Annotated in this window: 20 protein-coding genes; 5 read left to right on the top strand and 15 right to left on the bottom strand. The window is 29.4% G+C overall.

Annotated features, from left to right (window positions below):
• Window positions 1-148: 148 nt before the first annotated feature.
• The 5 genes from H518_RS0104310 to tamL form a co-directional block, all read right to left on the bottom strand.
• A complete protein-coding gene (locus H518_RS0104310) occupies window positions 149-2,392 on the bottom strand; it encodes a polyribonucleotide nucleotidyltransferase (RefSeq protein ID WP_028887923.1) in 2,244 nt (747 codons plus the stop codon).
• Between the two features lie 185 nt (window positions 2,393-2,577).
• On the bottom strand, window positions 2,578-2,847 hold the full coding sequence (gene rpsO, locus H518_RS0104305; protein WP_028887922.1) for a 30S ribosomal protein S15: 270 nt from the start codon (window positions 2,845-2,847) through the stop codon (window positions 2,578-2,580).
• 151 nt (window positions 2,848-2,998) lie between these two features.
• Window positions 2,999-3,856 (bottom strand): acetyl-CoA carboxylase, carboxyltransferase subunit beta, encoded by an 858-nt coding sequence (accD, locus tag H518_RS0104295; RefSeq protein WP_028887921.1) that lies wholly within the window; start codon window positions 3,854-3,856, stop codon window positions 2,999-3,001.
• Window positions 3,857-4,014: 158 nt separating this feature from the next.
• Entirely contained in the window at window positions 4,015-5,073 is a 1,059-nt protein-coding gene (gene fbaA / locus H518_RS0104290; RefSeq protein ID WP_028887920.1) for a class II fructose-bisphosphate aldolase, read from the bottom strand.
• Window positions 5,074-5,161: 88 nt separating this feature from the next.
• Window positions 5,162-7,606, bottom strand: a complete 2,445-nt coding sequence (gene tamL, locus H518_RS0104285) for a translocation and assembly module lipoprotein TamL (RefSeq protein ID WP_028887919.1) — start codon at window positions 7,604-7,606, stop codon at window positions 5,162-5,164.
• 73 nt (window positions 7,607-7,679) lie between these two features.
• On the opposite strand from tamL, the gene H518_RS0104280 reads away from it, so the two are divergent.
• Window positions 7,680-8,414: a TrmH family RNA methyltransferase gene (locus H518_RS0104280; RefSeq protein WP_028887918.1), complete on the top strand. Its 735-nt coding sequence runs from the start codon at window positions 7,680-7,682 to the stop codon at window positions 8,412-8,414.
• Here H518_RS0104280 and H518_RS0104275 read toward each other — a convergent pair.
• From H518_RS0104275 to H518_RS0104265, 3 genes are read right to left on the bottom strand one after another with little or no spacing between them, the layout of a single operon-like run.
• A complete protein-coding gene (locus H518_RS0104275; protein WP_028887917.1) occupies window positions 8,406-9,020 on the bottom strand; it encodes a deoxynucleoside kinase in 615 nt (204 codons plus the stop codon). The two genes, H518_RS0104280 and H518_RS0104275, sit on opposite strands and share 9 nt — an antisense overlap.
• A gap of 55 nt (window positions 9,021-9,075) precedes the next feature.
• Window positions 9,076-9,753 carry a response regulator transcription factor gene (locus H518_RS0104270; protein ID WP_028887916.1) on the bottom strand — a complete coding sequence of 226 codons (678 nt, stop codon included), beginning with the start codon at window positions 9,751-9,753 and terminating at the stop codon, window positions 9,076-9,078.
• Window positions 9,749-11,284, bottom strand: a complete 1,536-nt coding sequence (locus tag H518_RS0104265) for a sensor histidine kinase (protein ID WP_028887915.1) — start codon at window positions 11,282-11,284, stop codon at window positions 9,749-9,751. The genes H518_RS0104270 and H518_RS0104265 overlap by 5 nt, the downstream gene beginning before the upstream one ends.
• A gap of 119 nt (window positions 11,285-11,403) precedes the next feature.
• On the opposite strand from H518_RS0104265, the gene H518_RS0104260 reads away from it, so the two are divergent.
• From H518_RS0104260 to H518_RS0104250, 3 genes are all read left to right on the top strand, one after another.
• Window positions 11,404-11,658 (top strand): hypothetical protein, encoded by a 255-nt coding sequence (locus tag H518_RS0104260; RefSeq protein ID WP_028887914.1) that lies wholly within the window; start codon window positions 11,404-11,406, stop codon window positions 11,656-11,658.
• Between the two features lie 71 nt (window positions 11,659-11,729).
• Window positions 11,730-12,566 carry a GLPGLI family protein gene (locus tag H518_RS0104255; protein ID WP_028887913.1) on the top strand — a complete coding sequence of 279 codons (837 nt, stop codon included), beginning with the start codon at window positions 11,730-11,732 and terminating at the stop codon, window positions 12,564-12,566.
• 157 nt (window positions 12,567-12,723) lie between these two features.
• Window positions 12,724-15,492, top strand: a complete 2,769-nt coding sequence (locus tag H518_RS0104250; RefSeq protein ID WP_028887912.1) for a TonB-dependent receptor — start codon at window positions 12,724-12,726, stop codon at window positions 15,490-15,492.
• 68 nt (window positions 15,493-15,560) lie between these two features.
• Here H518_RS0104250 and H518_RS20380 read toward each other — a convergent pair whose 3' ends face one another.
• Complete coding sequence (locus tag H518_RS20380; RefSeq protein WP_051263656.1) at window positions 15,561-20,336, bottom strand: GEVED domain-containing protein; 4,776 nt, start codon at window positions 20,334-20,336, stop codon at window positions 15,561-15,563.
• 84 nt (window positions 20,337-20,420) lie between these two features.
• Here H518_RS20380 and lipB point away from each other — a divergent pair, with 84 nt between their 5' ends.
• Window positions 20,421-21,125 (top strand): lipoyl(octanoyl) transferase LipB, encoded by a 705-nt coding sequence (gene lipB / locus H518_RS0104240; RefSeq protein ID WP_028887911.1) that lies wholly within the window; start codon window positions 20,421-20,423, stop codon window positions 21,123-21,125.
• 49 nt (window positions 21,126-21,174) lie between these two features.
• Here lipB and H518_RS0104235 read toward each other — a convergent pair whose 3' ends face one another.
• The 6 genes from H518_RS0104235 to H518_RS0104210 all read right to left on the bottom strand — a co-directional run bounded on the left by H518_RS0104235 (window position 21,175) and on the right by H518_RS0104210 (window position 25,470).
• Complete coding sequence (locus H518_RS0104235) at window positions 21,175-21,819, bottom strand: YceI family protein (RefSeq protein WP_028887910.1); 645 nt, start codon at window positions 21,817-21,819, stop codon at window positions 21,175-21,177.
• 69 nt (window positions 21,820-21,888) lie between these two features.
• On the bottom strand, window positions 21,889-22,605 hold the full coding sequence (locus H518_RS0104230; RefSeq protein ID WP_028887909.1) for a tRNA threonylcarbamoyladenosine dehydratase: 717 nt from the start codon (window positions 22,603-22,605) through the stop codon (window positions 21,889-21,891).
• Window positions 22,602-23,246 carry a TatD family hydrolase gene (locus H518_RS0104225; protein ID WP_028887908.1) on the bottom strand — a complete coding sequence of 215 codons (645 nt, stop codon included), beginning with the start codon at window positions 23,244-23,246 and terminating at the stop codon, window positions 22,602-22,604. Before H518_RS0104225 ends, H518_RS0104230 begins: the two co-directional genes overlap by 4 nt.
• Window positions 23,247-23,256: 10 nt before the next feature.
• Complete coding sequence (dtd, locus tag H518_RS0104220) at window positions 23,257-23,709, bottom strand: D-aminoacyl-tRNA deacylase (protein ID WP_028887907.1); 453 nt, start codon at window positions 23,707-23,709, stop codon at window positions 23,257-23,259.
• Window positions 23,710-24,675: a ribosome small subunit-dependent GTPase A gene (gene rsgA, locus H518_RS0104215; RefSeq protein WP_028887906.1), complete on the bottom strand. Its 966-nt coding sequence runs from the start codon at window positions 24,673-24,675 to the stop codon at window positions 23,710-23,712. It abuts the gene before it with no gap.
• Between the two features lie 39 nt (window positions 24,676-24,714).
• Window positions 24,715-25,470, bottom strand: a complete 756-nt coding sequence (locus tag H518_RS0104210; protein ID WP_028887905.1) for a DUF5995 family protein — start codon at window positions 25,468-25,470, stop codon at window positions 24,715-24,717.
• Between the last annotated feature and the right edge of the window lie 67 nt (window positions 25,471-25,537).

The following is a 25,537-nucleotide window of genomic DNA, read 5'->3' as shown; positions in this document are numbered from 1 at the left end:
TTTTAAAGTAAAGTTTATGATAGGTTGGTTATTGGGGATGATCTAACAACATACTCTTTAGTAAGAAGGAAAGCTTTTTTCAGTAATAAATTTTGAATAAAAAAAGGCAACCATAATGGTTGCCTTTTTTAATTTTATAAGAGAAAGATTATTTTTTTTCTTCTCTTGGTTTTCTGTCTTCTCGAGGCTTTCTATCATCACGACGATTGTCTCTGCTTCTGTTATCACGCCCACCAGAACGTTTGTCATCTCTAGGTGGTCTTGCTACGTAACCTTCAGGTTTAGGTAACAATGCTTTACGAGAAACTTTTTCTTTACGTGTTCTAGAATCTATACCAAAGTATTTTACGTCAAAAACGTCTCCCATTTTAACTACATCAGAAACATTCTCTGTACGTTCCCAAGCTAATTCACTTACGTGTAATAAAACTTCGTTTCCTGGAGCTTCAACGTATTCTACGACAGCACCGAAATCTAACATTTTTATTACTTTTACTTCGTAAGCGCTACCAACTTCAGGTTTAAATAACATAGATTCGATACGAGCAGTAACTTTTTCAATTCCTGCAGGATCAGTTCCTAAAATTTCGATAATTCCTTCTTCAGTTACAGCATCTTCAGTAATTACAATAGTAGTTCCTGTTTCTTTCTGTAATTCTTGAATATGCTTACCACCTGGTCCAATAAATGCACCAATCATATCATTAGGAATACGTCTGTTAATCATTTTAGGAGCATGTTCTTTAACCTCTTCGTTAGATTGAGCAATCGTATCAGTTAATTTTCCTAAAATATGTAAACGACCATCACGAGCTTGTTTTAGTGCGTTCACTAAAATTTCGTAACCTAATCCTTTTACTTTAATATCCATTTGACAAGCAGTAATTCCTTCAGAAGTACCAGTTACTTTAAAGTCCATATCTCCTAAATGATCTTCATCACCTAAAATATCAGATAAAACTGCGTAACGATCTCCGTCAGAAATTAATCCCATTGCAATACCTGAAACTGGTCTTGTCATTTTAACACCCGCATCCATTAATGCCATTGTACCTGCACATACGGTAGCCATTGAAGAAGAACCGTTAGATTCTAAAACTTCAGATACAACTCTTACTGTATAAGGACAATCGTCAGGGATCATTCCTTTTAATCCACGTTGAGCCAAGTTACCATGACCAACTTCTCTTCTTGAAGTTCCTCTTAATGGTCTTGCTTCACCTGTACAAAAAGGAGGGAAGTTATAGTGTAAATAGAAATTTTCTTCACCTTCGTAAGATGGCATATCTATTTTGTTAGCATCTCTTGATGTACCTAAAGTAACTGTAGCTAATGCTTGCGTTTCTCCACGAGTAAATATCGAAGAACCGTGTGTTGATGGTAAATAATCTACCTCACACCAAATAGGTCTAATTTCATCAGTTTTACGTCCGTCTAAACGTAACCCCTCAGCTAAAGTTAATTCTCTTACAGCTGATTTTTGAGATTTATTGAAGTACTTACTAACTAAGTCTCCGTAATCTTCTAACTCTTCTTCACTAAAAGTAGCTTTTAATTCTTCTTTTACTTCAGCAAAAGCAGTTGAGCGTTCTACTTTAGAAGTACCCTTTTTAGCAATAGCATAACATTTGTCGTAACAAAAGTCATTTATTTTTGTTGCTAATTCTTCATCTTCTCTTTCTCCTTCGTATTCTCTTGTTTCTTTTTTTCCAAAAGCTTCAGCTAAACGAACTTGAGCAGCACATTGTATTTTAATAGATTCGTGAGCAAATTTAATTGCATCAGCCATTTCTTCTTCAGAAATTTCATCCATTTCACCTTCAACCATCATTACAGAATCAGCAGAAGCTCCAATCATCATATCGATATCAGATTCAGCTAATTGTGCTCTATTTGGGTTGATTACGAATTCACCATTTACTCTTGCAACACGTGCTTCAGAAATAGGGCATTCGAAAGGGAAATCAGATAATTGTATTGCTGCAGAAGCTGCTAAACCTGCTAAAGCATCTGGCATAACATCTTCATCATGAGACATTAATTGAATCATTACTTGTACTTCAGAATGATAATCTTTTGGAAATAACGGACGTAAAACACGGTCTACTAAACGCATTGTTAATACCTCTCCATCACTTGGTCTTGCTTCTCTTTTAAAGAAACCTCCAGGATATCTACCTGCAGCAGCAAATTTTTCTCTATAATCTACCGTTAAAGGTAAAAAATCAACTGTACCCGCTTTATAGCTAGATACAACTGTACATAATAACATTGCTTTTCCCATTTGAACAACAACCGAACCATGAGCTTGTTTTGCTAACTTACCCGTTTCTAATGAGATGGTTCTTCCATCTCCAAGGTCAATGACCTCTCTAAATACTTTTGGAATCATAAATTTTAATTCTAAATTTTTAAATTGTTTGTTGTTGTGTTGTTATTGTTTGTTGTTGCAATGGAAATTCAAAATTGTTGTTAAAAATCTTGAGTTTTTTTATATAAATTTCTATTAGTTAGATAGAAATGAATTTTTTTTGAAAAAAAAAAGAGGCACGTTTATAGAGCCTCTTTTTGAAGAAATTATTTTCTAATTCCTAATTCTTTAATAATCGAACGATATCTATTGATTTCTGTTTTCTTTAAGTAATCAAGTAAACTTCTACGCTTACCTACCATTTTTACTAATGAACGCTCAGTGTTAAAATCTTTACGATTCTTTTTTAAGTGCTCTGTTAAGTGGTTGATTCTAAATGTGAACAATGCAATTTGTCCTTCCGAAGTACCAGTATCAGCTTTACCTTTACCGTGCTTTTCGAATAATCCTTCTTTTACTTCTTTTGTTAAATACATTCCAATATTATTTAAATGATTTTTATGTACTCAATGATGTATTCATTGAAGCAGCAAATGTACAAATAATTTTTAATTTGAAATGTATAGAAATCAGTGTTTTTTATGGTGTAAATAAAACAAAAGAGCCAGCATTTGCTGGCTCTTAAATTTATGCTCTTACAGGTTGATTCTGTATTAAATCAATATATAAGTTTACTTGTTGTTTTAAATCTTTCCTTTCGTAAATTCCATCAAGAAAACCATGTTCTAAAACAAATTCAGAGCGTTGAAAACCTTCAGGCAATTCTTTACCAGTAGTATCTTTTACAACACGTGGTCCAGCAAAAGCAATCAAAGCATTTGGTTCAGCGATGTTAATATCTCCTAGCATTGCAAACGAAGCTGTCGTTCCTCCTGTTGTTGGATCAGTACATAATGATATATACGGAATTTTGGCATCAGCTAATTGTGCTAACTTTGCAGAGGTTTTTACTAATTGCATTAATGATAAAGAAGCCTCCATCATACGTGCACCTCCAGATTTTGAAACCATTAAAAAAGGAAGTTTGTTTTTAATAGAATAATCAATAGCTCTTGCTATTTTTTCTCCTACAACACTTCCCATTGAACCTCCGATAAAAGCAAAATCCATAGCGGCAATAACAATATTTTTACCGTTAGATTCTCCTACAGCTGTACGAACAGCATCTTTTAAACCTGTTTTTTTCTGAGCTGCTTTTAAACGATCTGGATATTTTTTAGTGTCTTCGAATTTTAAAGGATCCTTTGATGTAAGTTTAGAGTTTAATTCTTTAAATTTATTGTCATCAAAAAAAAGCTCAAAATACTCATTACTTCCAATACGAACATGATATCCGTCTTCTGGACTTACATATAAGTTCTTTTTTAGTTCTTCAGTATCAATTACCTTACCGCTTGGTGTTTTATACCATAAGCCTTTAGGTGTATCTTTTTTTTGTTCTGTTGGGGTTTGAATCCCTTTGTCTTTACGTTTAAACCAAGCCATAGTTTAGTTTATGTTTTGTTGTTGATTATTGATTACTCTTATCATATTAATAAAAAGAGTTGACGACAAATGTAAATTATTTTTATGAACTTTACTTTTATAAATAATAAAAAGCACTTAGAAAGTTCTAAGTGCTTTTTTATAAAAATTATAAATCCTTATAATGTGTTTACATTATTTAAATCTTCAAAAGCCTTTTTTAAGCGGGCTTTAAAAGTTAATTCACCTTCTCGTAACCATTTACGAGGGTCATAATATTTTTTATTTGGTTGATCTGCTCCGTCAGGATTTCCAATTTGACTCGCTAAATATTCTTTTTTCTCTAATATATAATCACGAGCTCCTTCAGTAAAGGCGTACTGTAAATCAGTATCTATATTCATTTTAATAACACCGTATCCAATAGCTTCTCTAATTTCTTCTAAAGTAGAACCTGATCCTCCATGAAAAACAAAATCAATTGAATTGTTAGGTACATTATATTTCTCTGAAATGTATTCTTGAGAGCTCTTTAAAATTTTTGGAGTTAATTTTACATTACCAGGTTTATAAACACCATGAACATTACCAAAAGCAGCAGCAATTGTAAATTGATCGCTTACTTTCATTAATTCTTCATAAGCAAAAGCTACTTCTTCAGGTTGGGTATATAATTTAGAAACATCTACATCAGAGTTATCTACACCATCTTCTTCACCACCAGTAATACCCAATTCAATTTCTAAAGTCATTCCTATTTTACTCATACGAGCTAAATATTCTTTACAAATTTCAATATTTTCTTCAATAGGCTCTTCTGATAAGTCAATCATATGAGAGCTATAAAGAGATTTTCCTGTCTCTTTATAAAATTGCTCACTAGCATCTAGTAAACCATCAATCCAAGGTAATAATTTTTTAGCAGCATGATCTGTATGCAAAATTACAGGTATACCATAAGCTTCTGCTAATAAATGAACATGTTTTGCTCCAGCAACAGCTCCTGCTATAGCAGCTTTATGATTTTCATTAGACAATCCTTTACCAGCATTAAATTGCGCTCCTCCATTAGAAAATTGAATAATTACAGGAGAGTTTAATTCTTTAGCGGTTTCTAAAACGGTATTTACGGTATTAGAACCTACAACATTCACAGCAGGTAAAGCGAAGCTTTTATCTTTAGCTAATTGAAATATTTCTTGTACTTCTTTTCCAGTTGCGACTCCAGCTTTTATCATTATTTAATTTTTAGTTAATGGTTGTTTTGAACGACAAATTTACACTTTTTTAGTAAAAATGTAATAGTTTTTAGCGATAACGTTATAGTTAGAAAGGGTAGTTAATACCAATATTTAAAACAGAACTTGAGAAATTGAAGTTTTTAAACCATTTGTTATTATTGTTTAGATAAGGTTCATGTACTTTTAAACCTAGGTCTAATCGGGCTATTAAAAACTTAAAATCATATCTAAAACCAAAACCAGTACCAACTGCCATATTGGTTAACGATTTAATGTTTTTAAATTTAGAAGTTTCTTCTATATATTGAGAATTGGTAATGTCCCAAATATTACCAGCATCAACAAATAATGCTCCTTTTAAAGAACCTAATAAATCGAACCGATATTCGAAACTTGATAAAAATTTTAAACTACCAATATTGTATTCTAATCCAGGTTGTCGAGCACCTGGTCCTAAGTCGTAGGTTCTCCAAGCCCTAATATCATTCGATCCTCCAGCAAAATAACTACGAGAAAAAGGAATGCTTGATTTATCGTAAGTAATAATAGCTCCTAAAAAAGTTCTATGAGCCAATACAGTATTGTTACCTAAGTTCCAATACTTTTTATATTCAAGATCCGTTTTAAAATATTGTGCAATTGGTATTTTAAAAACAGTTTTTTGACCTCTACTATTTATTTTTTTTGATAATAGCCCCATAACATTTCCAGAGTTGGCAATTCTCAGTTTAAAAAAAGAAAAATTAGCATCCTTAATGTTTTCTTGATTATTATATGTGAAGCTATATGCGATTTCTGGAATTAAAAAATCTGAAGTAATAATGTTATACCTATTAAAAATGTTAAGGTTACTTTGATACTCTAAAGGATTTGTAGAAGCAAAAGAAGTATCATTAATAACATTTCTCATAAATTGCAAAACATTTGGCGAGTTACTTGAAGGTAATGTATGTGCTGGAGTTGCATTATCTACTTCTTTTAGTTTTGAATATTCTGAAGAGTAAACATTAAAATAATTTTCAACATTTAAGTTTCGAATATATTGGGTATTAAATAATTCTAATTGGATAGACTTTTTTTTGTTAAAATTCCATTTGTAATCTAAACCAACAGAAATGTTTTGCTTATCTAGACCTATATTTTTCTGAATACCTCCACCAACGAAAAATTTTGTTCTAGGAGACATTCTCTTAGGAACAAACTTATGTAAACCGAAAGGAGCCATAAAACGAGGAACTTCTAAAGAAACGTCAGCACCAATTTCCCAACCAGGACCATTGTTTGAATTAAAATAAGAACCGAAGGTTGAAAATTTAAAAATTTCAGCACCTTTAAATGTATTTCTATTTATTAAAGAAAATTTTAAAGAAACATCGAAATTACGAATGTTTGAACGAGATAATTCTGTATCAAAACCTAAAGTGTATTTTTCAATAGGTGTTAAAAAAATATTAGCTTCTAGTTCATCGTCACTTAATTCATTATAACGAATAGAGGTCGATTTAAAGTTTTTTAAACCCCTTAGATGTGTTCTTGTTAAATTTTTTAATGAATCACTATAAACTGTATTAGGTTTAATAAATAATGATTGAGATAAGTATTTTGGATTGTATTTTAATTTTTTGTGAGCATAAAAATTAAAGCCTTTATATTGCATTGTATCATTATGAACTGAATCTCTTTTATTATAGGTGTAGTCAGTATAAATATTAATTTTTTTTATTTTTTGAATTTTAAAAGGAATAATTCTGTCTGAAATGTTAATTTCAACAGCTGTTTTTTCAGAGTCTACGAGCGTATCAATTTCAAATGAAATATAATTTTCATTAAAATGATATACTCCTTTGTTTCTAAATAACTTTACTAAACGGTTTGCTTCTTTAATGAAATTACCATCTTTATACTGGTTACCAGATTTAAGAAAACTTTTTTGTTTTGATTGACTATATAAAGAATTTAATACAGGAGAAGATATTTTAGAGCTAATTGTGCCTAAAAAAGAAGGGTTTCCTTTGGCGATAAAATAAGAGATCTCTCCTTTTCTTTCACTAATAGTGTCTTTTTTTGAAGTGATTTTTGATTTAAAATAACCTTCTGTTAGAAAATAAGAAGTTAGACTAGCTATTGTTTTTCTTGTCTTTTTATCATCAATAATAATCGGTGCTTGACCACTATTTAAAAACCATTGATTTAGACCAATAAAAGTTTTAGCAACAGAAATACTTTGCTTTTCTGAAAAGCTTTTCTTAAAAAAAGAATAGGTTTTTAAATGTTTTTTACCCCATTCACTTGGGGTTTTTGGGCCATCAGGATTTCCTAGATTATAAAAATATAAAGATAACGGTATACCTAAAGCTTTAGCATTAGGTTGTTGTAGAAGAAATTCAGTAATGTTTTCATCTGAGTTTTTTATGCTATCAACATAAATAGTGTTTTTTGATAGCAGTAACTCATTTTCTTTTACATACTTTATCGTACTGCACGAACTGAATAATATTACTAATAAAAAGAAGAAAGAAAGTTTTTTCATTAACTTTACGCCTCGTGTTTTGAATACCAAAAATACTGTTTTTTAGTGGTTATAATGTGTTAAAAAAAAATTAATGAGTTTATCTAAAAACAATCTGAAGTTAATAACAAGTTTACAGCAAAAAAAGTATAGACAGAAGCATAATTTATTTGTAGCTGAAGGTGTAAAAGTAGTAGAAGAATTGTTAAGTTCTACTATTGAAGTATCACATGTTTTTACTACAGATGAATCTTTTTTGGTACCTAATAGAGTTTCAGTTACAATTGTTTCTGACATAGAGTTAAAAAAAATAAGTACATTAAAAAATCCTAATAAAGTTTTAGGATTATTTAAAATACCCGAAAATAATAATGTAAATAAGGAAAACTTTACTGTAGCTTTAGATGAAGTGAATGATCCTGGTAATTTAGGAACTATAATTCGTTTGTGTGATTGGTTTGGTATTTCTCAGTTAGTTTGTTCGAAAAATACAGTTGATTGTTATAATCAAAAAGTTGTGCAATCTACTATGGGTTCTTTAACAAGGGTTAACATTTCTTATACTGATTTACCAGAATTTTTATCAAACGCTCAGTTGCCTGTTTATACAGCAGATATGGAAGGTAGTAATGTTTATAAAACATCGCTGCCTGAAAAAGCGATTTTAGTTATGGGGAATGAAGCTAATGGAATTTCTAAAGAAGTCTCAGAAATTGTAAAGCATAAGTTAACGATACCAAGGTTTGGAGAAATACAACAAACAGAAAGTTTAAATGTTGCTACAGCAACAGCTATTTTATTAAGTGAATTTAAAAGAAGTTTAGAATAAACCGTTAATTTGTGCGTCTATTTTATCTATTATTGAGCCTAAATCTTCTTGGTTTTTAACGAAATCTAAATTGTCAACGTCAATAATTAACAACTTTCCTTTAGTATATTTACTTATCCAAGCTTCGTAACGTTCGTTTAATCGGCTTAAATAATCAATACTAATTGAGTTTTCGTATTCACGACCACGTTTGTGTATTTGACCAACTAAAGTAGAAATGTCAGCGCGTAGGTAAATTAATAAATCTGGTGGTGTTACCAAATTTTCCATTAACTCAAATAATGATGAATAGTTACTAAAGTCACGATTTGTCATTAAGCCCATTGCATGTAAATTAGGTGCGAAAATATGAGCATCTTCGTAAATAGTTCTGTCTTGAATTATTTTTTTACCAGATTTTCTTAATTCTAAAACTTGACGAAAACGGCTATTTAAAAAGAAAACTTGTAGGTTAAAAGACCATCTTTCCATTTCTCCATAAAAATCATCTAAATAAGGATTTTCATCAACAGACTCGAAATGAGGATCCCAGTTATAATGTTTTGCTAATAATTGGGTTAAAGTGGTTTTACCTGCGCCAATATTTCCGGCAATTGCTACGTGCATAGTTTTAAAATTTCAAGACTGTAAAATTACATAAAAAAAGGGATTTCAAAAGGTTTTAACAAATCAATTTATAACCGTAGCCACGAATGTTAATTATTTGAACAGATTCGTCCTTTTTTAATTTTTTTCGTAGTTTAGAAATAAATACATCCATACTTCTAGCATTAAAGAAATCGTCATTACCCCAAAGTTTTTTAAGAATAAAAGATCTATCTAATATTTCGTTTTTCTTTTGAAAAAGATGAAAGAGTAATTCTGACTCTCTATGAGTTAATAAATCAGATTCTGAATTAAAAAATAATGTCTGTTTGTCGTGATTAAATATAAAATTACCAATAATTATTTTTTCAGAACTTATTTTTAATTCATTTCTGTTTAATAAAGAATGAATACGGACAATTAATTCTTCCATAGAAAAAGGTTTTTTTAAATAGTCATTTCCTCCATGTTCAAAGCCTTCTAAAACATCTTTAGTTTGTGATTTTGCAGTTAAAAAAATAATAGGAATGTGTTTGTTTTCTTGTCTAATTTCTTTCGCTAATGTGAAACCATCCTTTTTTGGCATCATTACATCTAAAACTAAAATTTCTGGTTGTTCTTTTAGATATAAATGATAAGCCTCTTCTCCATTTAAAGCATGTGAAACTTTAAAATTTCTAGTTTCTAAACTTTCTTTTACAATTTGTCCTAAACTAGGTTCGTCTTCAGCTAATAAAAGTTTTATTTTTTTAATCATTAGGTACTATTATTTTAAAAACTGTTTGTTTAACATTAGAATATAAAGAAATAAAGCCATTATGTTTTTCGATGATTTTTTTAGTGTAGTATAAACCAATTCCAAAACCTTTCACGTCATGCGTATTTCCTTTTGGAACACGATAAAATTTTTCGAATATTTTTTCTTGTTGATTTTTTTCAATTCCTTTTCCATTATCAGCTATAGAAATTTCTATATTATTTAAAACAGAATTGATATTGATTTCTATATTATTACCTCCGTATTTTATCGCATTATCAATCAGGTTAGAAATGGCGTTTTCAAAATGAAAAGGATCAATATTTTTTTTTAGCTCTGCAATGTTACTTGAGAATTTAATAATTTTGTTTGGTGTGATTAATTGATGTTTTTTAGTAAGTTTATCGGTCAAGTCAATTAAGTTAATGGGAGCTTTTTTTAATAATAGGTTTTCACTATCTAAAGTCGCAGTTTCTAATAACTTCTCAACCATTAGATGTAGTTTCTTTAACTGACCAGAAGAAATAGAAAGATATTTTTTAGTTTTCTCTTTATCATTAATCATGTTAAAACTTTCGATTGCTTCAATTGCGGTTGAAATAGTTGTAATTGGTGTTTTAAATTCATGAGTGATATTACTAATTAGGTCGTTTTTAATTTCAGCTAATTCTTTTTGTTGATTAATGATTTTTAATAAATAAAATAAACTAGAAATAACGGCAAGAGATAGTAAAAGGGATAACAAAAGACCTGTAGAGCTTCTTTTTAAAGCTTCAATATTTGGACTGTTATAGATTAATTTGAAAGCTTCATTTTCTCTAACAAAAGTTGATTTTGAACTTACAGAGAATATATCAGAATTTAATAAAGAATCCTTTGTTTCATGAAAAAGGGTATCATTTTTTAAATGATGAAAACTTGTTTTTAAGTAAATTTTTTTTTGCTTTAATTGATTTTTAATTAAAGAATCTATTTTTTCATATTCAACAGATTGATCTAGAAATGAAATAAAGATAGGTTTTAAATCTGTAAAAATTTTTAAACTGTCTGCTGCTTTTTTTCCTCTAAAATACTTTATTTCAGTTTTAATATTATATCCTTTTTTAGTTGAACTTTCTTTTTCTTTACTTAAAGAATCAATATCTAAATTAAACTCTTTGGCTAAATTAATCATAGAATCTATTTGCCTTCTAGGCATGTTTCCCGAGCTAAATTTGATATTGTTAATGGTAACTTTTGGCTTTTCTTTTTTCGAATGATTTTTTAAAATTTTGTGAACACCGCTTTTTTTGAATGATTTTTCATAACTATAATTGTTCTTTGTGTTTATTATTGTTAAAAAATCATCTTTAGCTAAAGATGAATAATATTCTTCTACAGCATTATCTAAACTCAATTGAATTTCGTTGGTTACTTGTCTTTTATTTTCTGTGTAATTTTTATAATTCCAATACAGTTGTATGGTAATTGTGGAAAGTATAGTTATTGTAATGAAATATAAAATCCAACGATATTTTCGGTTTTCCATAATTCAAATATAGTTAGTTAAGTGTAATTAAATAGTGGATTAACACTAGTTAACACTAGTTAACCTTAAAGGAGCGTTTCTATATTCATCTTTGTAATGCAAAATATAAATAGAGAAATATGAAAAAAAATATTAACACCTTATTAGTATGTATGTCGGGTGTTATTTACTCTCAGGAAAATATTACAATAGCAGAAGTAAAAGAAAGTAGTATAAACTCTTTAATATTTTCTGTTGATACTATTAAAGAACTGAAAAGTATCAATTGGAATGATATTAATGACATTTTTAATGAAAACACAAAAAAACATAAAAAAATAATTTTAGGTTTTAATATAAAGAACAGTAACATACATTGTTTTGAGGTAATGTGAAGTTTATCAGATTTAGAAGGAACAATTAAAATTACTAAAAAGATAATTTAAGTAATAGAAAAATTATAAAAATGAAAAAAGGTATATTTTTAATAATGTTGTTTTTAGGAACAACAATTTACGCTCAAAACTTTCAAGGAAAGGCAACTTATAAAACTTTTAGAAAAGTAGATTTTAAAATGGGTGAAGAGAAGGGAACTCCAAAGTCAGATATGCAAAAGAAGATACAAGAGCAATTAAGAAAACAGTTTCAACAAACTTATACGTTGAATTTTAATAAATCAAAATCTACATATACGCAGAATAAAAAATTATCGGCACCGCAAGCTAGTTCTGGAGGGTTTAACATGATAATAGTAGGAAGCGGAGGTGGAGCTGATGTGTTGTATAAAAATATTGCAATGAAAAAATATGTTAATAAAACCGAAATTAGTGGAAAGAGGTTTTTAATAAAAGATGAACTAGAAGATTTTGGGTGGAAAATATCTGGAGAAACTAAAAATATAGGAAACTATACTTGTTATAAAGCTACAAAAAGCAAAGAAGAAGAAAGAACAAGTTTTTCTATGACAGATGGTAAGCAAGAAGAGCGTAAAGAAAAAGTAATTATAGAAACAGTTGCATGGTATACGCCTCAAGTTCCTATAAGTAATGGTCCTGAAGGTTATTGGGGGTTACCTGGGTTAATTTTAGAAATTCAAGAAGGGAAGCAAACAATTGTTTGCTCTGAAATAGTATTGAATACATCAGGTAAAATTCAAATTAAAGAACCTTTAAAAGGAAAAAAAGTGACACAAGAAAAGTTTGATGAAATTATGAGTGAACATTCAAAAGAAATGATAGAGCGTTTTAAGAGTAAGCGTAAAAACAAAGATGGGAATTCGCTTAGTATTCAAATACATGGCTAGTGTTCAAAAATAAAAATGAAATAGTTTATAACCACCTTTTTTGTAATCTTTTTACAGGCTAATTTTCAAGGTAAGGCAATGTATAAATCAAACTACTATATAGTGGTTTTGGAGGAAGTAGACGTTTACAAAAAAGTAAAATCACGCATATTTATATATGAAAAAAATACTATTAATAGCCTTTTTATTGGCTACATGGATAATCAATGCTCAAATAACACTAAGAGGAGTTGTTAAAGATAGTATTGGAGCCCCTTTAGAAATGGCGAATGCAATTGCTATTAATACCGTTACAAAAAAACTAGACTCTTACGGGTTTACAGATTCAAAGGGGAACTTTAAGCTTAATCTTAAAAAAAATGCTACGTATAATATTAAAATAAGTTACATCGGATTTATAACTTCTGATGTTATTGTAAAAACAGGTGAGACTAATATTGTAAAAAACATAAATTTAAAAAAAGATGATAGCTTAGATGAGGTAAATATTACTTATAAAATGCCTGTAACTATAAAAGGAGATACGATTGTTTATAATGCAGACAGTTTTAAAAAGGGGACTGAAAAAAAACTAGGAGATGTATTAGAAAACCTACCAGGAGTAGAGGTAAATGATGATGGTGAAATTGAAATAGAGGGGAAAGCTGTGAAAAAGATTATGGTTGAAGGAAAAGATTTTTTTGATGGTGATACTAAAATAGCAACGAAAAATATTCCTGCTGATGCGATTGATAAGATTCAGGTTTTAAAAAATCATAGTGAAGTTAGTCAAATGAGTAGTGTAACTGATAATGAAGATAACATTGTAATCAATATCAAGCTAAAAGAAGGAAAGAAAAATTTTTGGTTTGGCGAGGTAACTGCTGGTTTAGGAGTAGGAATGACAAACAGTAGATATATTGTAACTCCAAAATTATTTTATTATAATCCCAGATACAGTGTAAATATTATAACAGATATAAATGATATTGGAGAGGTATCTTTTACTAGTAGAGATTATTTTAAGTTTACTGGTGGTTTTAGAGGATTAAGTGAAAGTAACGGAACAAATTTTAATGTAGGTTCTAGCGATATTTCTTTTTTAACAATGAAAAATAATAGAGCGAAAGAAATTGAATCTAAATTTGGAGCGGCTAACTTTAGTTATTCACCTAAAAAAACATGGAATTTAAGTGGGTTTGCAATTTATTCAGGGAATGAAACGGATATGCAAGAGGCAACAAGCCGTGTATACTCTAATGCAGGAATAGATAAAAATAACTTACCTGCATATGATGTAAATAACTCTTCATCAGTAAAATATATTGATACAGAAAAAACACAAAATAAAACTAACCAAATAAGTGATTTGGGATTATTTAAAATAAGTTCAAGTTACAAACCAAACAGTAATAATCAGTTTGATTATGATGTTTTTGCTAAAATTTCCAAGCAAAAGCAATTGCAAAATACGTTATCGTCAAGAACCTACTTGAATGCGACGGACGAAATAGTGCCAATTAATCAAACCTCAGAGCAGAGTCCGTTTTCTATCAATCAGAATTTAAAGTATTATTATACTTTAAATGAAAAAAATATTTTCGCTTTTGAAGCGCTGCATTTATGGCAAGATGAAGATCCTTTTTATAATGCAGAATTAGAAAAATTATCTTTTGCGAATTTAATAGGAGCAGATGTAAATGTAAATCCGTTTAATCTAGCACAAAATAAAAGGATAAAAACAAATAAATTTGACGCTAAACTAGATTATTTTTATGTAATAAATTCCAAAAGTAATTTAAATATCACTTTAGGTACAACGCAGAGTAATCAACAATTTGATTCAAGTGTTTTTGAGATTTTAGAAGGGGATAAGAGTGTAATATCACAACCAAATACAGTAAATAATGTAGATTTTATGTTTAGTGATGCTTATGTAGGGTTACATTATAAATTTATAACTGGTATTTTTACTTTTAATCAAGGGTTTACAGCTCATAATTATGTGTCAAAAAACATACAATTAGGTTCTGAAGTGAAAAATAGTTTCACAAAAATATTGCCTGATGCTTCAATTAAAATGAGTTTAAAAAAATCTGAAACTTTACGATTAAGTTATAAAATGCAAACCAGTTTTACCGATGTAAATCAGTTAGCAGAGGGATATGTGTTTAACAATTATAATAGCTTGTATTCAGGGAATAGGGAGTTAGAAAACTCGTTATACCATAACGTGAATTTAAATTACTTTAGTTTTAATATGTTTAACTACACTAATGTTTTTGGAATGATAAATTATAGTAAACGTACTGATGTAATAAAAAGCAATACACAATTTATCGATGTAAATAGTGTGAGAACATCTGTTAATTCAGCTTTTCCAGATGAAACCATTTCGGTAAGAGCAAGTTTTCAAAAAAGTTTCAGGAAATTCAAAGTTCGTGTAGAAGGTAATGTTTCTGGCTCTAAATCGAATAGTTTGATTTCGAATAGACAAACAAATGTAGTTTCGAATCGATTAACAAAAACATTTTCGCAAATATATACTTCAAAGTTTAGTACTAATTTTAATAAAGCTCCAAATTTTGATATAGGTTATAATGTGTCAATAAATAATTCTAATATTGGAGGAATACGAAATTCGTTTACAACTCATAGTCCTTATATCGATTTAGATATTTCTCTTTTAAAGGAGTTTATATTTACCTCTAAATACACTTTTAATAAAGTTATTAATGAAGGTGAAACAATAGATGAATACGGGTTTTTAAGAGCTGATTTAATGTATCAGAAAAAAGATAGTAAATGGGAATACAAATTAAGCGCTACCAATTTGCTAAACTCAAATGGATTAAATCAAAATAGTAGTAACGATATTTATGTGAGTAATTCAGTTTATGTAATTCAGCCAAGAATAGCAATGTTTACTGTAAAGTACAACTTGTAATTTTTGGATTAAATTCATATAAAAAAAGCGAGCCGTTAAGCTCGCTTTTTTTATATATGAATCACTCTTTATTTTATAATTATTTTTTTTGTTTTTATCTTTTTGCCATTTTCAATTTGAATAAAGTATATTCCTGAACTTACTTTTGGAAATTGAATTTTTTTCTTGAATCTACTAGAAACTGTTGAGAAAGTTTGAGTATCTATTAGTCGACCAGTTAAATTAAATAATTTGATTGTAATTAAATCTTTAACCTTTACTTTAAATTCAACTGTTAGTTGTTTTCCTTCTGTTGGAACGGGATACATTTTTAAATCGGTGAATAAAGTAGTATCTGTAGCAAAACTCTCTTCAATATTTATAGTGTAATCTTCAACTTCTCCGTTAAAATTAAGCTCGCAAGATTTAGGGAACTCATTTAATTTTGTTGAAATACGTAAGGTGGTTGAACCTAATAACGCACCTTCAGGAATAGCTATAGAGTTGCTGTTTGATGTTAAATCGTAAGTTTCATTTGCATCAAATAAACAATTTTGATTCCAGTCAATCCAAGCATATGTTTTTACAGTATTATCTCCATCTGTATTAATAATTGTGTTTAAGTCGTAGTTTTCACCTCTTACTACACCTGTAGATATTGATTTAAAATCAGAATATCCGGTTGTTTTTGTTGAGGTATTATCTATTTCTCCAAACTTTACATTGGTAAGACTTATTTGTGATTCTAAATTACCTGAAGATTTACAATGGTTATCATTGACGCTAAGTATTAAATCAACTGATTTAGTAATTGATGTACTAGTACCAGTTATTTTAATAGTATAATCTCCAACACTAACATTATTTAAGTTAGATACAGTAAAAGTTACTATTCCGTTAGAACTAATAGTTGCTGAATTGAAGCTTATATTAGAATTTACTGGAGTATTTGTTGCTGATAGAGTAACATTTTCATTAAAATCATTAGAAGTTTTATAGTCTATTTTATATTCAACTTCGTTAATGGCTTTGTTACATATAGATAGCCCTTCTGTTTTTTTAGTTAATGAAAAAGTAGGTGTAATTGTAATGGTATAATCTTCAACTTCACCATCAAAATTCAATTCACAAGAATTCGGATCGCCATCACTGGCTAGTTTGGTTGAAATACGTAATATTGTTGTTCCTATTAAAGCATTAGTAGGAATTGTAATATCTAAACCACTATTAGTTGTTGCACCAGAAGTGTTTATTACATTTCCTAAGTCGTATTTTTCATCTGTATCAAATAAACAGTTTTGATTCCAGTCTATCCAAGCAAAAGTTTTTGTTGTTTTATTACCATCAGAATTGGCGTTAACGGTCAATTTGTATTTATCCCCTTTTATAACTTCAGAGGTCATTGATCTAAAATCAGAATATCCAGTTGATTTTGTTGAGGTATTATCTATTTCTCCAAACTTTACATTAGTAAGACTTATTTGTGATTCTAAATTACCTGAAGATTTACAAATATTATCATTAACGTTAAAAAGAATATCAACTGATTTCGTAATAGAAGCCGAGGTTGCGGTAACTGTCATTATATAGTCACCTACAGTTGCGTTATTTAGGTTTGAAAGAGTTAAATTAATAGAACCACTTCCATTTGACGAAGTTGGGTTAAATACGCTGGTAGTATTTGCAGGGGTTCCTGTAACTGAGAAACTAACATTTTCATTGAAACCAAATAATGTTTTATAGTCAATAGTAAAAGCTTGTTCATTAATAGCTTTGTTACAAATAGATAAATGCCCTGTTGTATCGGTTAATGTAAAATCTGGTTGAGGAGCTTCTTCAACTACTATAGTATAATCTTCAGTTTCCCCCCACTCAGATTTATGATCTGAGTTACAAGCACCATCACCATTAGGAGCTGAACCTTCATAGTATTCTATATTAACTCTCATTCTAGTTTCTCCTAAAATAGCATTTTGTGGGACAGTTATGTTTAATGTAGCTGTAGAAACGTCTTCTGTTTTATTTCCTAAATCATATCTTTCTGTCGCGTTATCAAATTTAAAATCTTGATTCCAGTCAATAAAAACATAACAATGATCTTGGTATCCAGCAGTATTAATTGTCACGCTTATTTGATAATCTTGAGTTTTTTTAATATTCGTTGATATAGAGGTGAAATCTTCGTACCCATCATCTGCAGTTGGGGTATGATCATTTACTGAATTATTGTTAATAGTGTTAAAAGTTACATTAGATATAAATTCACTACTATCTGATTGAGTAAAGGTTGAGGCACAATATGAAGGAGCTTCAGTAGTAAGTTCCCAAGTACTAGAATTAGAACCCTCTCCACATTTATTTTTAGATTTTACATGCCAATAATATTTTGTAAGTTCAGTTAAAGGAGTTGTTAAGGTGTATGAATTTGTAGTAGTTGTTTCATTAACAATAACGTTAGAGAAGCTAACATCCGTTGCAACCATAATATTATATGATGTTGCATTTGAATCCGATGGCCATTCAAATACAGGGGTAATACTAACATTATCTGACGTATTTGCTGGTGAAATAGGTGTTGTAATATTAGTGAAACTAGTTCCTATAATATTTAAGAGCGCTTCAGATTTTTGAGTAACAGTATTTGAAGTACCCTCAACATTAATTGTATATTCACCTTGATTACTTCCATTTAAATTGTCAATTGTCATTGTAACATCACCATCTGCATTAATTGTAGTTGGATTAAAACTAGCAGTAGCTCCGGTAGGTAAACCAGTAGCTGATAAATTTACAATTTCAGAAAAACCATTAATAAAATCAAAATTTAAAACATAGTTAATAGAATTACTATCTGTATTACAAACTATTTGTTTATTAGTCTTGTTTGTGACTAAAAACGTAGGGTCTGTTGAGTTAATTGTAAAATTAATGGCATTTACATTGTAAAAAATATTATCAATAGCTTCAATAAGTATACGAGCTTCAGTTGTTGCGTTATCAGGTATTGTAATTTCCTCAGTACCATCATTAGTTGTGTTTTCTTTTAAAAGAATAGGAAAAGTTAATCCACCATCAGTAGAAAGTCTAATATTAACTTTAGTACAATTTATAGGAGCTTGATCAGTTGTTCCTTTATTCCATGTTATAGTTTGTGAACTACCAGTATCCCAAGCCACAGCAGTACTTGGTGCAGTTACTGTAAAAGCTTCAGCATTCGTTACTTTAATTTTTACATTGTCTCTTGCTGAACTACCTCCTCCAGAATTATTATCTCTTACAGTAAGCGAAAAATTAAGTTCTCTTTCAACTGAAGGAAGAACTTCCCATTCGTTTGAACTAGCATTTATAACATTAGGTAAAGTTGGAAAATACCTATTAGGAGATGAATTTGAAGGCAATGATCTAAAAGCGGGACCTTTAGTAGTTGTTGAAACAAGTGGCACAGGGGCACTCTCTGTGTCAATTTGTTCCCAATTATACGTTAAGCTAGAAACTCCATCAGCATCTGTACCTATTCCTTTTAAAACAAAAGGAGTTGATTTAGGAATACTAAAATCAGTACCCGCATTTGCAGTTGGAGCATTATTACCTGTGTCGGTTATTGTAGCACAGCCAGGATTTGACTGGATATGATTCCACATTTGAGCAATACTTATAGCATGAAAATAATCATCACTATTATTTTGTACATTTTGAGGAGAACAAATACCTGCATATGCCATTATTGTTGTACCGCTCCCTGGTTCTACAGATGTAGAACCTATGTTACCTCCACAATTACCTGCTGTTCCGTTAAAAGTATGACCAGCACCAAGTTGATGACCTATTTCATGCGCAACATAATCAATGTCAAAAGGGTCAGAAATCGGTTGTCCACTACCAGTAATACCCCTTCCTTTTACACCTGTAACACATAAACCTTGAGCGGCTAATCCACCTCCACCAGTACTAAAAGTATGACCAATATCGTAATTAGCATCGCCAATTATATTATCACATTTTTGTTGGCTTTCATCAATTAAAAAATCAGCATCATCATTAGTTAATCCATCAGTTGTAGCATCTAAAAATATTAATTTTTCATTATCGCTTACAATAATCATTCTCATAGCTAAGTCTCTTTCATAAATTCCGTTCACACGAGCCATAGTTGTATTCATCGCAGATAAAATAGCTGCTTTTTTCTCAGCATCAGTTGCTGATGGATCAATATTTTGTCTATTCAAATGAAATTGAGAATATTCACCTGTACAAGCAATTGCAATTTTATAAGTTCTTAATTTACCGTCATTAGCATTTCTATTTAAAGAAGGAGCTGATATAACTTCTTTAGCAGAATTTTCTACTTCACATTTAAAATCATTTTCACTTGATTTTAAATGTTTTCTTTTATAAATAATATATTCTTTTTGATCCTTAGTATAAGGATCAATATATACGGTACCTTCATTTCCTGACAAGATAATTGCATGAAAACCATCTGTACCTAGACTAATTTTAGCTACTGCAGTTGGATCATCAACTCCTTGAGCAGAATAGGTCTTAATCATTGGGAATTTAACAGCTAAATCTGCAGCTAAATATGAAGTTTCTCTTATCGAAAACCTTTTTAGTTTTCCATCAGAATTAGGTAACGTAATTATCGTTTTACTATTTTTTGACTTTAAACTTAACTTATTTTTAAAACTATTTAAGTTTAGGGAAGCTAAAGCGTATTGTTGTGGTGTGTTTTCTCTGCTTAAAACTTCATTTTTTTGAGAATTAATATTTTTTCTATTTGTACTGCTCCAGTAGTTCTGAGAAAATGAATTACTTGAGAAAAGAGTAAAAATAAATAGGAATAAAAGAAAGGTTTTTTTGATCATAAGTGTCTAGTTAATAGGTGTAAAATATAACAGTTTAAGGCTAATTTTCCCTACCTTTGGGGGATATTGTTAGAATGCAAATTTATGAATAAAAAAATAACAGTCAGTGATTTAGGGAAAAAAGATTATAAAGAAACATGGGATTATCAAACTCGGTTATTAGATAAGGTAGTTATTTTAAAGAGAGAGAAGAGAAATAGCAATAAAGAAATTATAACTCCTAATCATTTTTTATTTGTTGAGCATCCTCATGTATATACATTAGGTAAATCAGGTGATATCAGTAATTTATTATTGAATGAAGAGAAATTAAAAGAAAAGAACGCAACTTTTTATAAAATAAATAGAGGAGGAGATATTACGTATCATGGACCTGGACAAATAGTTGGTTACCCTATAATAGATTTAGAAAATTTTTTTACTGATATACATAAGTATTTACGGTTATTGGAAGAATCAATTATATTAACAATTGCTGAGTACGGATTAAAAGGAGAGCGAAGTGATGGTGAAACAGGGGTTTGGTTAGGTGCAGGTTCTCCATTTGCTAGAAAAATATGTGCCATGGGAATTCGTGCTAGTAGATGGGTTACTATGCATGGTTTTGCCTTAAATGTAAATGTAAATTTAGGTTATTTTGATAATATTATTCCTTGCGGAATTAGAGGTAAAGCTGTAACATCAATGGAAGCAGAGCTAGGAAGAAAAATAAATGAAGAAGAAGTAAAAGAAAAAATATTAAAACACTTTAAAGAACTTTTTGAGGTTGAAGAATTTATTAAAGCATAAAAAAAGGGTTGACAATGTCAACCCTTTTTTTATCTTAAAAAAGACAAACTTATTTTTTAGCTTTAATCTCAAAAGAAATTTCCATTAAATCGTTAATGAATTTATCTTTTAAAGCAGCATCAATTTTCTTAGATTTATAAGTAACACCAAAATCAGTTCTATCAATACTAAAAACATCACTTTTAAAAGTAGCAACACCTTCGTTTTCGGTTACTGTAGCAGGTATCGTAATACTTTTAGTTGTTCCTCTAAGAGTTAAGTTTCCAGTTACATGTAACTTACCTTCTTTTGTTTCAGAACTAGCTATTGCAAATTTAGCAGTAGGGAATTTCTCAACATCAAAAAAGTCTTCTGCTTTTAAATGACCTTCTAAATCTTCCTTTCCTTTACCAGCTTCTAAATCAGTACATGAAATTGTTTTCATATCAATTACAAATTCACCTGATTTAAGAACACCGTTCTCAATATCAAATACTCCATTTGCTACACTAACAACACCATTATGAGAACCTGTTGGTTTATTACCTTTCCAAGTAACTGTAGATTCAGCAACGTTTGCTTTGTAAGAATTAATTACATTTTCTACTTTTTTAATATCTTTAACTTCTTCGCTAGCTGTTACTTTATTTTTTTCTGTTTTACAAGAAACAACGGTAATTGCAATAAGAGCAATAGCCAAAATTGATTTTTTCATTATGATTTGTTTTTAATGGTTGATTTTTTATTTAGAACAAATATATATAAAATATATTTTCCTTGGAGATTATTCTCTTGTTAAAATTTTATTAATAACAAAAGAACTTGCTTGTAAGCCAAAAGCAGCAGGCATATAGCTAATGGTTCCATAAAAAGATTTTTTAAAGTTGCTCCCGTCTGTGAGTTGTAAACTTTCTGGAATTTGAACTTCTTCTGAATAAACAGCAGTTATTCCTTTATTAACTTTTCGTTCTTTTAATCTTTTTTTAAGAGCACGAGCCATTTTACAGTTTTTAGTTTTGCTAATGTCCTTAACAACAACTTTACTTGCATCTAATTTACCACCAGCTCCCATAGCACTAATTAATTTAACTTTTTTTCTTTTGGCTGCTACAATTAAATTAACTTTTGGGGTTATACTATCGATGCAGTCTAATACATAGTCATACTCTTTGCTTACGAGCTCGAATGCTCTTTCGGGAGATAAAAACTCTTCAAGTACTTTTAACGAAATATTCGGATTTATATCTTTAATTCTATCAGAAATTACTGATGTTTTTGATTTCCCTAAAGTACTATTTAATGCAGGTAACTGGCGATTTTTATTTGTTTCATCAAAAGCATCACCATCAACAATAGTCATATTTCCAACTCCAGCTCTTGCTATAAATTCAGCTGCAAAAGAACCAACTCCACCTAAACCAACAATTAAAATGTTAGCTTTCTGAAGTTTTTCAATACCTTCTTTTTTAACTAATAATTCTGTTCTCTCTAACCAACTCATGTTATAAGTATCTTATTTAAATTTTGATGTATATTTTTTTTTAACTCTTCAACAGTTATGTCTTTTAAAGTAGCCGCTTTTTGATAAATAGTAGCGATATCAATTTTAGCATCATCTGTTTCTATAAATAGTTTATCTAAAGAAATATTAGAAAACGTTTTTTGTAACTTAATTGAAGTCATTAATGATTTTCCGAATGATAAAAAGCATCCGTTTTTTATTAAAGAAGTTGCAACCTGTTCATTTTTATTAAATCCATGAATTATCCATTTTTGAGTAGGCTTTAGTTTTTTCTTTAAGTGTATTATTTCTTGAAAAGACTTTACACAATGTATTATTAAAGGTTTTTTATATGTTTCAGATAATTTAATGTGTTCTTTAAAAACGGCTAATTGAATAGTGTAATCTACCTCAGACAGTTTATCTAAACCACATTCTCCAATTGCATAACATTCTTTCTGTAATAATTTTTCTTTTAAAAAAGTAAGTTCATCACCAATTGTTTCTTTGTTTATGTACCATGGATGAATTCCTATAGAGAAAGGAAAGTCAAAATTTATTGAAGTAGGGTAGGAGTTTATAATAGATAAAACTGAATTGCTATTCGTATTATTATGGGTGTGTATATCAATAAATTTCATAAATAAAGTTTTAAACCTTATCTTTAGTATCAATAATAATGGTTACAGGTCCATCGTTTATAAGTTCAACTTTCATGTCTGCTCCAAACTCACCAGTTTGCACCTTTTTACCTAAGTTTATTTCAAATTGACTAACAAATTGTTCATATAAAGGAATTGAAATATCAGGCTTTGCAGCCTTAATATAACTTGGCCTATTACCTTTTTTTGTTGAGGCCTGTAGTGTAAATTGACTTACAATAATTACTTCTCCATCAGATTGAAGTAATGAGGTATTCATTATTCCGTTTTCATCATTAAATATACGAAGGTTTGTAATTTTCTTCGATAGCCAATTAATATCTTCTTGCGTATCTTCATTTACAATTCCAAGAAGAATTAGCAATCCATTTTTAATATTAGCAACTTTTTCGTTATTAATAGTTACGCTTGCTTTAGATACTCTTTGAATAACCGCTTTCATTTATTCTTGATCTTTTTCCCAAATATCAGTTCGGTAATGTTCTTCTTCACCCTCTAAAATTTGTAAATAACTTTTATAACGAGACCATGAAATCGTGTCTTCTTCTAAAGCATCTTTTACAGCACATTTAGGTTCGTTAACATGAATACAGTTATTAAACTTACAATCTTGTTTTAGAGCAAAAAATTCTGGAAAGTAATCACCTAACTCTTCTTTTTCAATATCAACAACCCCAAAACCTTTAATACCAGGGGTGTCAATAATTTTTGCGTCATTTGAGTTTTCGAGATTTAAATCGAACATTTCTGCAAATGTAGTAGTATGTTTTCCTTGATTATGTTGATCCGAAATTTCTTTTGTTTTTAGGTTTAAATTAGCATCAATAGCATTAACTAGGGTGGTTTTTCCAACTCCAGAATGTCCTACAAACATTGATGTTTTTCCTACCATCATTTTTTTAATATGATCAACATTGGTGTTTTCTTTTGCTGAAACTTCTATACATCTATAACCTATAGTTTCATAGATGTCTTTTAAGTATAAAATTTCACCACGCTCTTCTATTTCGTAAGAATCTATTTTGTTAAATACTAAAATAGTATCGATTCTATATGCTCTTGTAGAAACTAAAAAACGATCTATAAAAGTGGTGAAAGTAGGAGGGTTGTTAATCGTAATTAATAAAAAAACCTGATCGATATTAGAAGCAATAATATGTGTCTGTTTAGATAAGTTAACAGATTTACGAACTATAAAATTGTCTCTTTCATGAATATTGGTAATTACACCAGTTTCTTCATTGTTTTTGGTTTCTAGATCAAAATCAACTTTGTCACCAACAGCAATAGGGTTGGTACTTTTAATACCTTTTAATCTAAATTTTCCTTTAATACGGCATTTGTATAAAACCTGTTCGTGCTTTACTAAATACCAACTTCCTGTAGATTTATATACCGTTCCTGTCATGGCTACAAAGATGAGAATAAAAAATGAATGTAAATAAAATTATTTTTGAGCTAAGTCAGTTATTTTATCAGGAATAGAGCCTCTTTCTCCAACTCTAACTATCATAAATATAATTTCAGGAATTAAACCCGGGTTATTTATAATTGTAGCTTTCTGTGCTACTTTTTGATCTCTTTCTTTGATTAATTGTAATTTGTCGTTTTCTGTTTTAGAAGCCAATTTCACAGCAAAATTCCAAGCACCATCTCTTGCTAATTTCATGCTGAAATCAATTAAAAAAGTATCTATTTTATGAGTGAATTTTAATATTTTTTTTAAAAAAGGCCAGATAGTACTTAAATCTTGTTCAATTTCACCTACTAATGAAGAAAGAATCACGTTTATTTTATTGAAGTCATTTTTAAGATTTTCTATAGGTTTTCCTTCCGAAACTTGAGCAGCGGCAATGCCTAAATCTAAGTTTATATGTGCATTCATACCTACAAGTAAATGTTGCAAAACAGTTGGCCAGTATTCAGTAGAAATACTAAATGCTTTGTTCCATGATTCGCTTATTGGTTGGTTATTCTGATAATCATAGTATGCTTTAATGTATCTTTTAGCAAAAATTACATCTAACTTTTCCATTCTTACATTATCCTCAAAGAAATTATTTGAAATTCCGTCTTTAACTTTTTGAGTAACTTTAAGATAAAGAGTTGCAAAATAGCCTAAAGTACTTTTGTTTTTAAGAGTGTCTTTAATAATTTTATGTAAAGTTTCAATTACGTCATCAATAGTGTTTATTGGAGGCATTTTAGTATAAGTTTGGTTGTATGAAAGTACAAAAAATTAATAAATAAAAAAGGTTGCGTAAAAGCAA

The organism is Tenacibaculum ovolyticum DSM 18103 (genome assembly GCF_000430545.1).
Lineage (GTDB): Bacteria > Bacteroidota > Bacteroidia > Flavobacteriales > Flavobacteriaceae > Polaribacter > Polaribacter ovolyticus.
The sequence above is the reverse complement of the archived record's forward strand: the minus strand, read 5'-3'. Positions and strand labels throughout refer to the sequence as shown.

Excerpts from the sequence above, each read along its gene's own strand:
- H518_RS0104310 (WP_028887923.1), bottom strand. The coding sequence starts at position 2,392 with ATGATTCCAAAAGTATTTAGAGAGGTCATTGACCTTGGAGATGGAAGA.
- rpsO (WP_028887922.1), bottom strand. The coding sequence starts at position 2,847 with ATGTATTTAACAAAAGAAGTAAAAGAAGGATTATTCGAAAAGCACGGT.
- accD (WP_028887921.1), bottom strand. The coding sequence starts at position 3,856 with ATGGCTTGGTTTAAACGTAAAGACAAAGGGATTCAAACCCCAACAGAA.
- fbaA (WP_028887920.1), bottom strand. The coding sequence starts at position 5,073 with ATGATAAAAGCTGGAGTCGCAACTGGAAAAGAAGTACAAGAAATATTT.
- tamL (WP_028887919.1), bottom strand. The coding sequence starts at position 7,606 with ATGAAAAAACTTTCTTTCTTCTTTTTATTAGTAATATTATTCAGTTCG.
- H518_RS0104280 (WP_028887918.1), top strand. The coding sequence starts at position 7,680 with ATGAGTTTATCTAAAAACAATCTGAAGTTAATAACAAGTTTACAGCAA.
- H518_RS0104275 (WP_028887917.1), bottom strand. The coding sequence starts at position 9,020 with ATGCACGTAGCAATTGCCGGAAATATTGGCGCAGGTAAAACCACTTTA.
- H518_RS0104265 (WP_028887915.1), bottom strand. The coding sequence starts at position 11,284 with ATGGAAAACCGAAAATATCGTTGGATTTTATATTTCATTACAATAACT.
- H518_RS0104260 (WP_028887914.1), top strand. The coding sequence starts at position 11,404 with ATGAAAAAAAATATTAACACCTTATTAGTATGTATGTCGGGTGTTATT.
- H518_RS0104255 (WP_028887913.1), top strand. The coding sequence starts at position 11,730 with ATGAAAAAAGGTATATTTTTAATAATGTTGTTTTTAGGAACAACAATT.
- H518_RS0104250 (WP_028887912.1), top strand. The coding sequence starts at position 12,724 with ATGAAAAAAATACTATTAATAGCCTTTTTATTGGCTACATGGATAATC.
- H518_RS20380 (WP_051263656.1), bottom strand. The coding sequence starts at position 20,336 with ATGATCAAAAAAACCTTTCTTTTATTCCTATTTATTTTTACTCTTTTC.
- lipB (WP_028887911.1), top strand. The coding sequence starts at position 20,421 with ATGAATAAAAAAATAACAGTCAGTGATTTAGGGAAAAAAGATTATAAA.
- H518_RS0104235 (WP_028887910.1), bottom strand. The coding sequence starts at position 21,819 with ATGAAAAAATCAATTTTGGCTATTGCTCTTATTGCAATTACCGTTGTT.
- H518_RS0104230 (WP_028887909.1), bottom strand. The coding sequence starts at position 22,605 with ATGAGTTGGTTAGAGAGAACAGAATTATTAGTTAAAAAAGAAGGTATT.
- H518_RS0104225 (WP_028887908.1), bottom strand. The coding sequence starts at position 23,246 with ATGAAATTTATTGATATACACACCCATAATAATACGAATAGCAATTCA.
- dtd (WP_028887907.1), bottom strand. The coding sequence starts at position 23,709 with ATGAAAGCGGTTATTCAAAGAGTATCTAAAGCAAGCGTAACTATTAAT.
- rsgA (WP_028887906.1), bottom strand. The coding sequence starts at position 24,675 with ATGACAGGAACGGTATATAAATCTACAGGAAGTTGGTATTTAGTAAAG.
- H518_RS0104210 (WP_028887905.1), bottom strand. The coding sequence starts at position 25,470 with ATGCCTCCAATAAACACTATTGATGACGTAATTGAAACTTTACATAAA.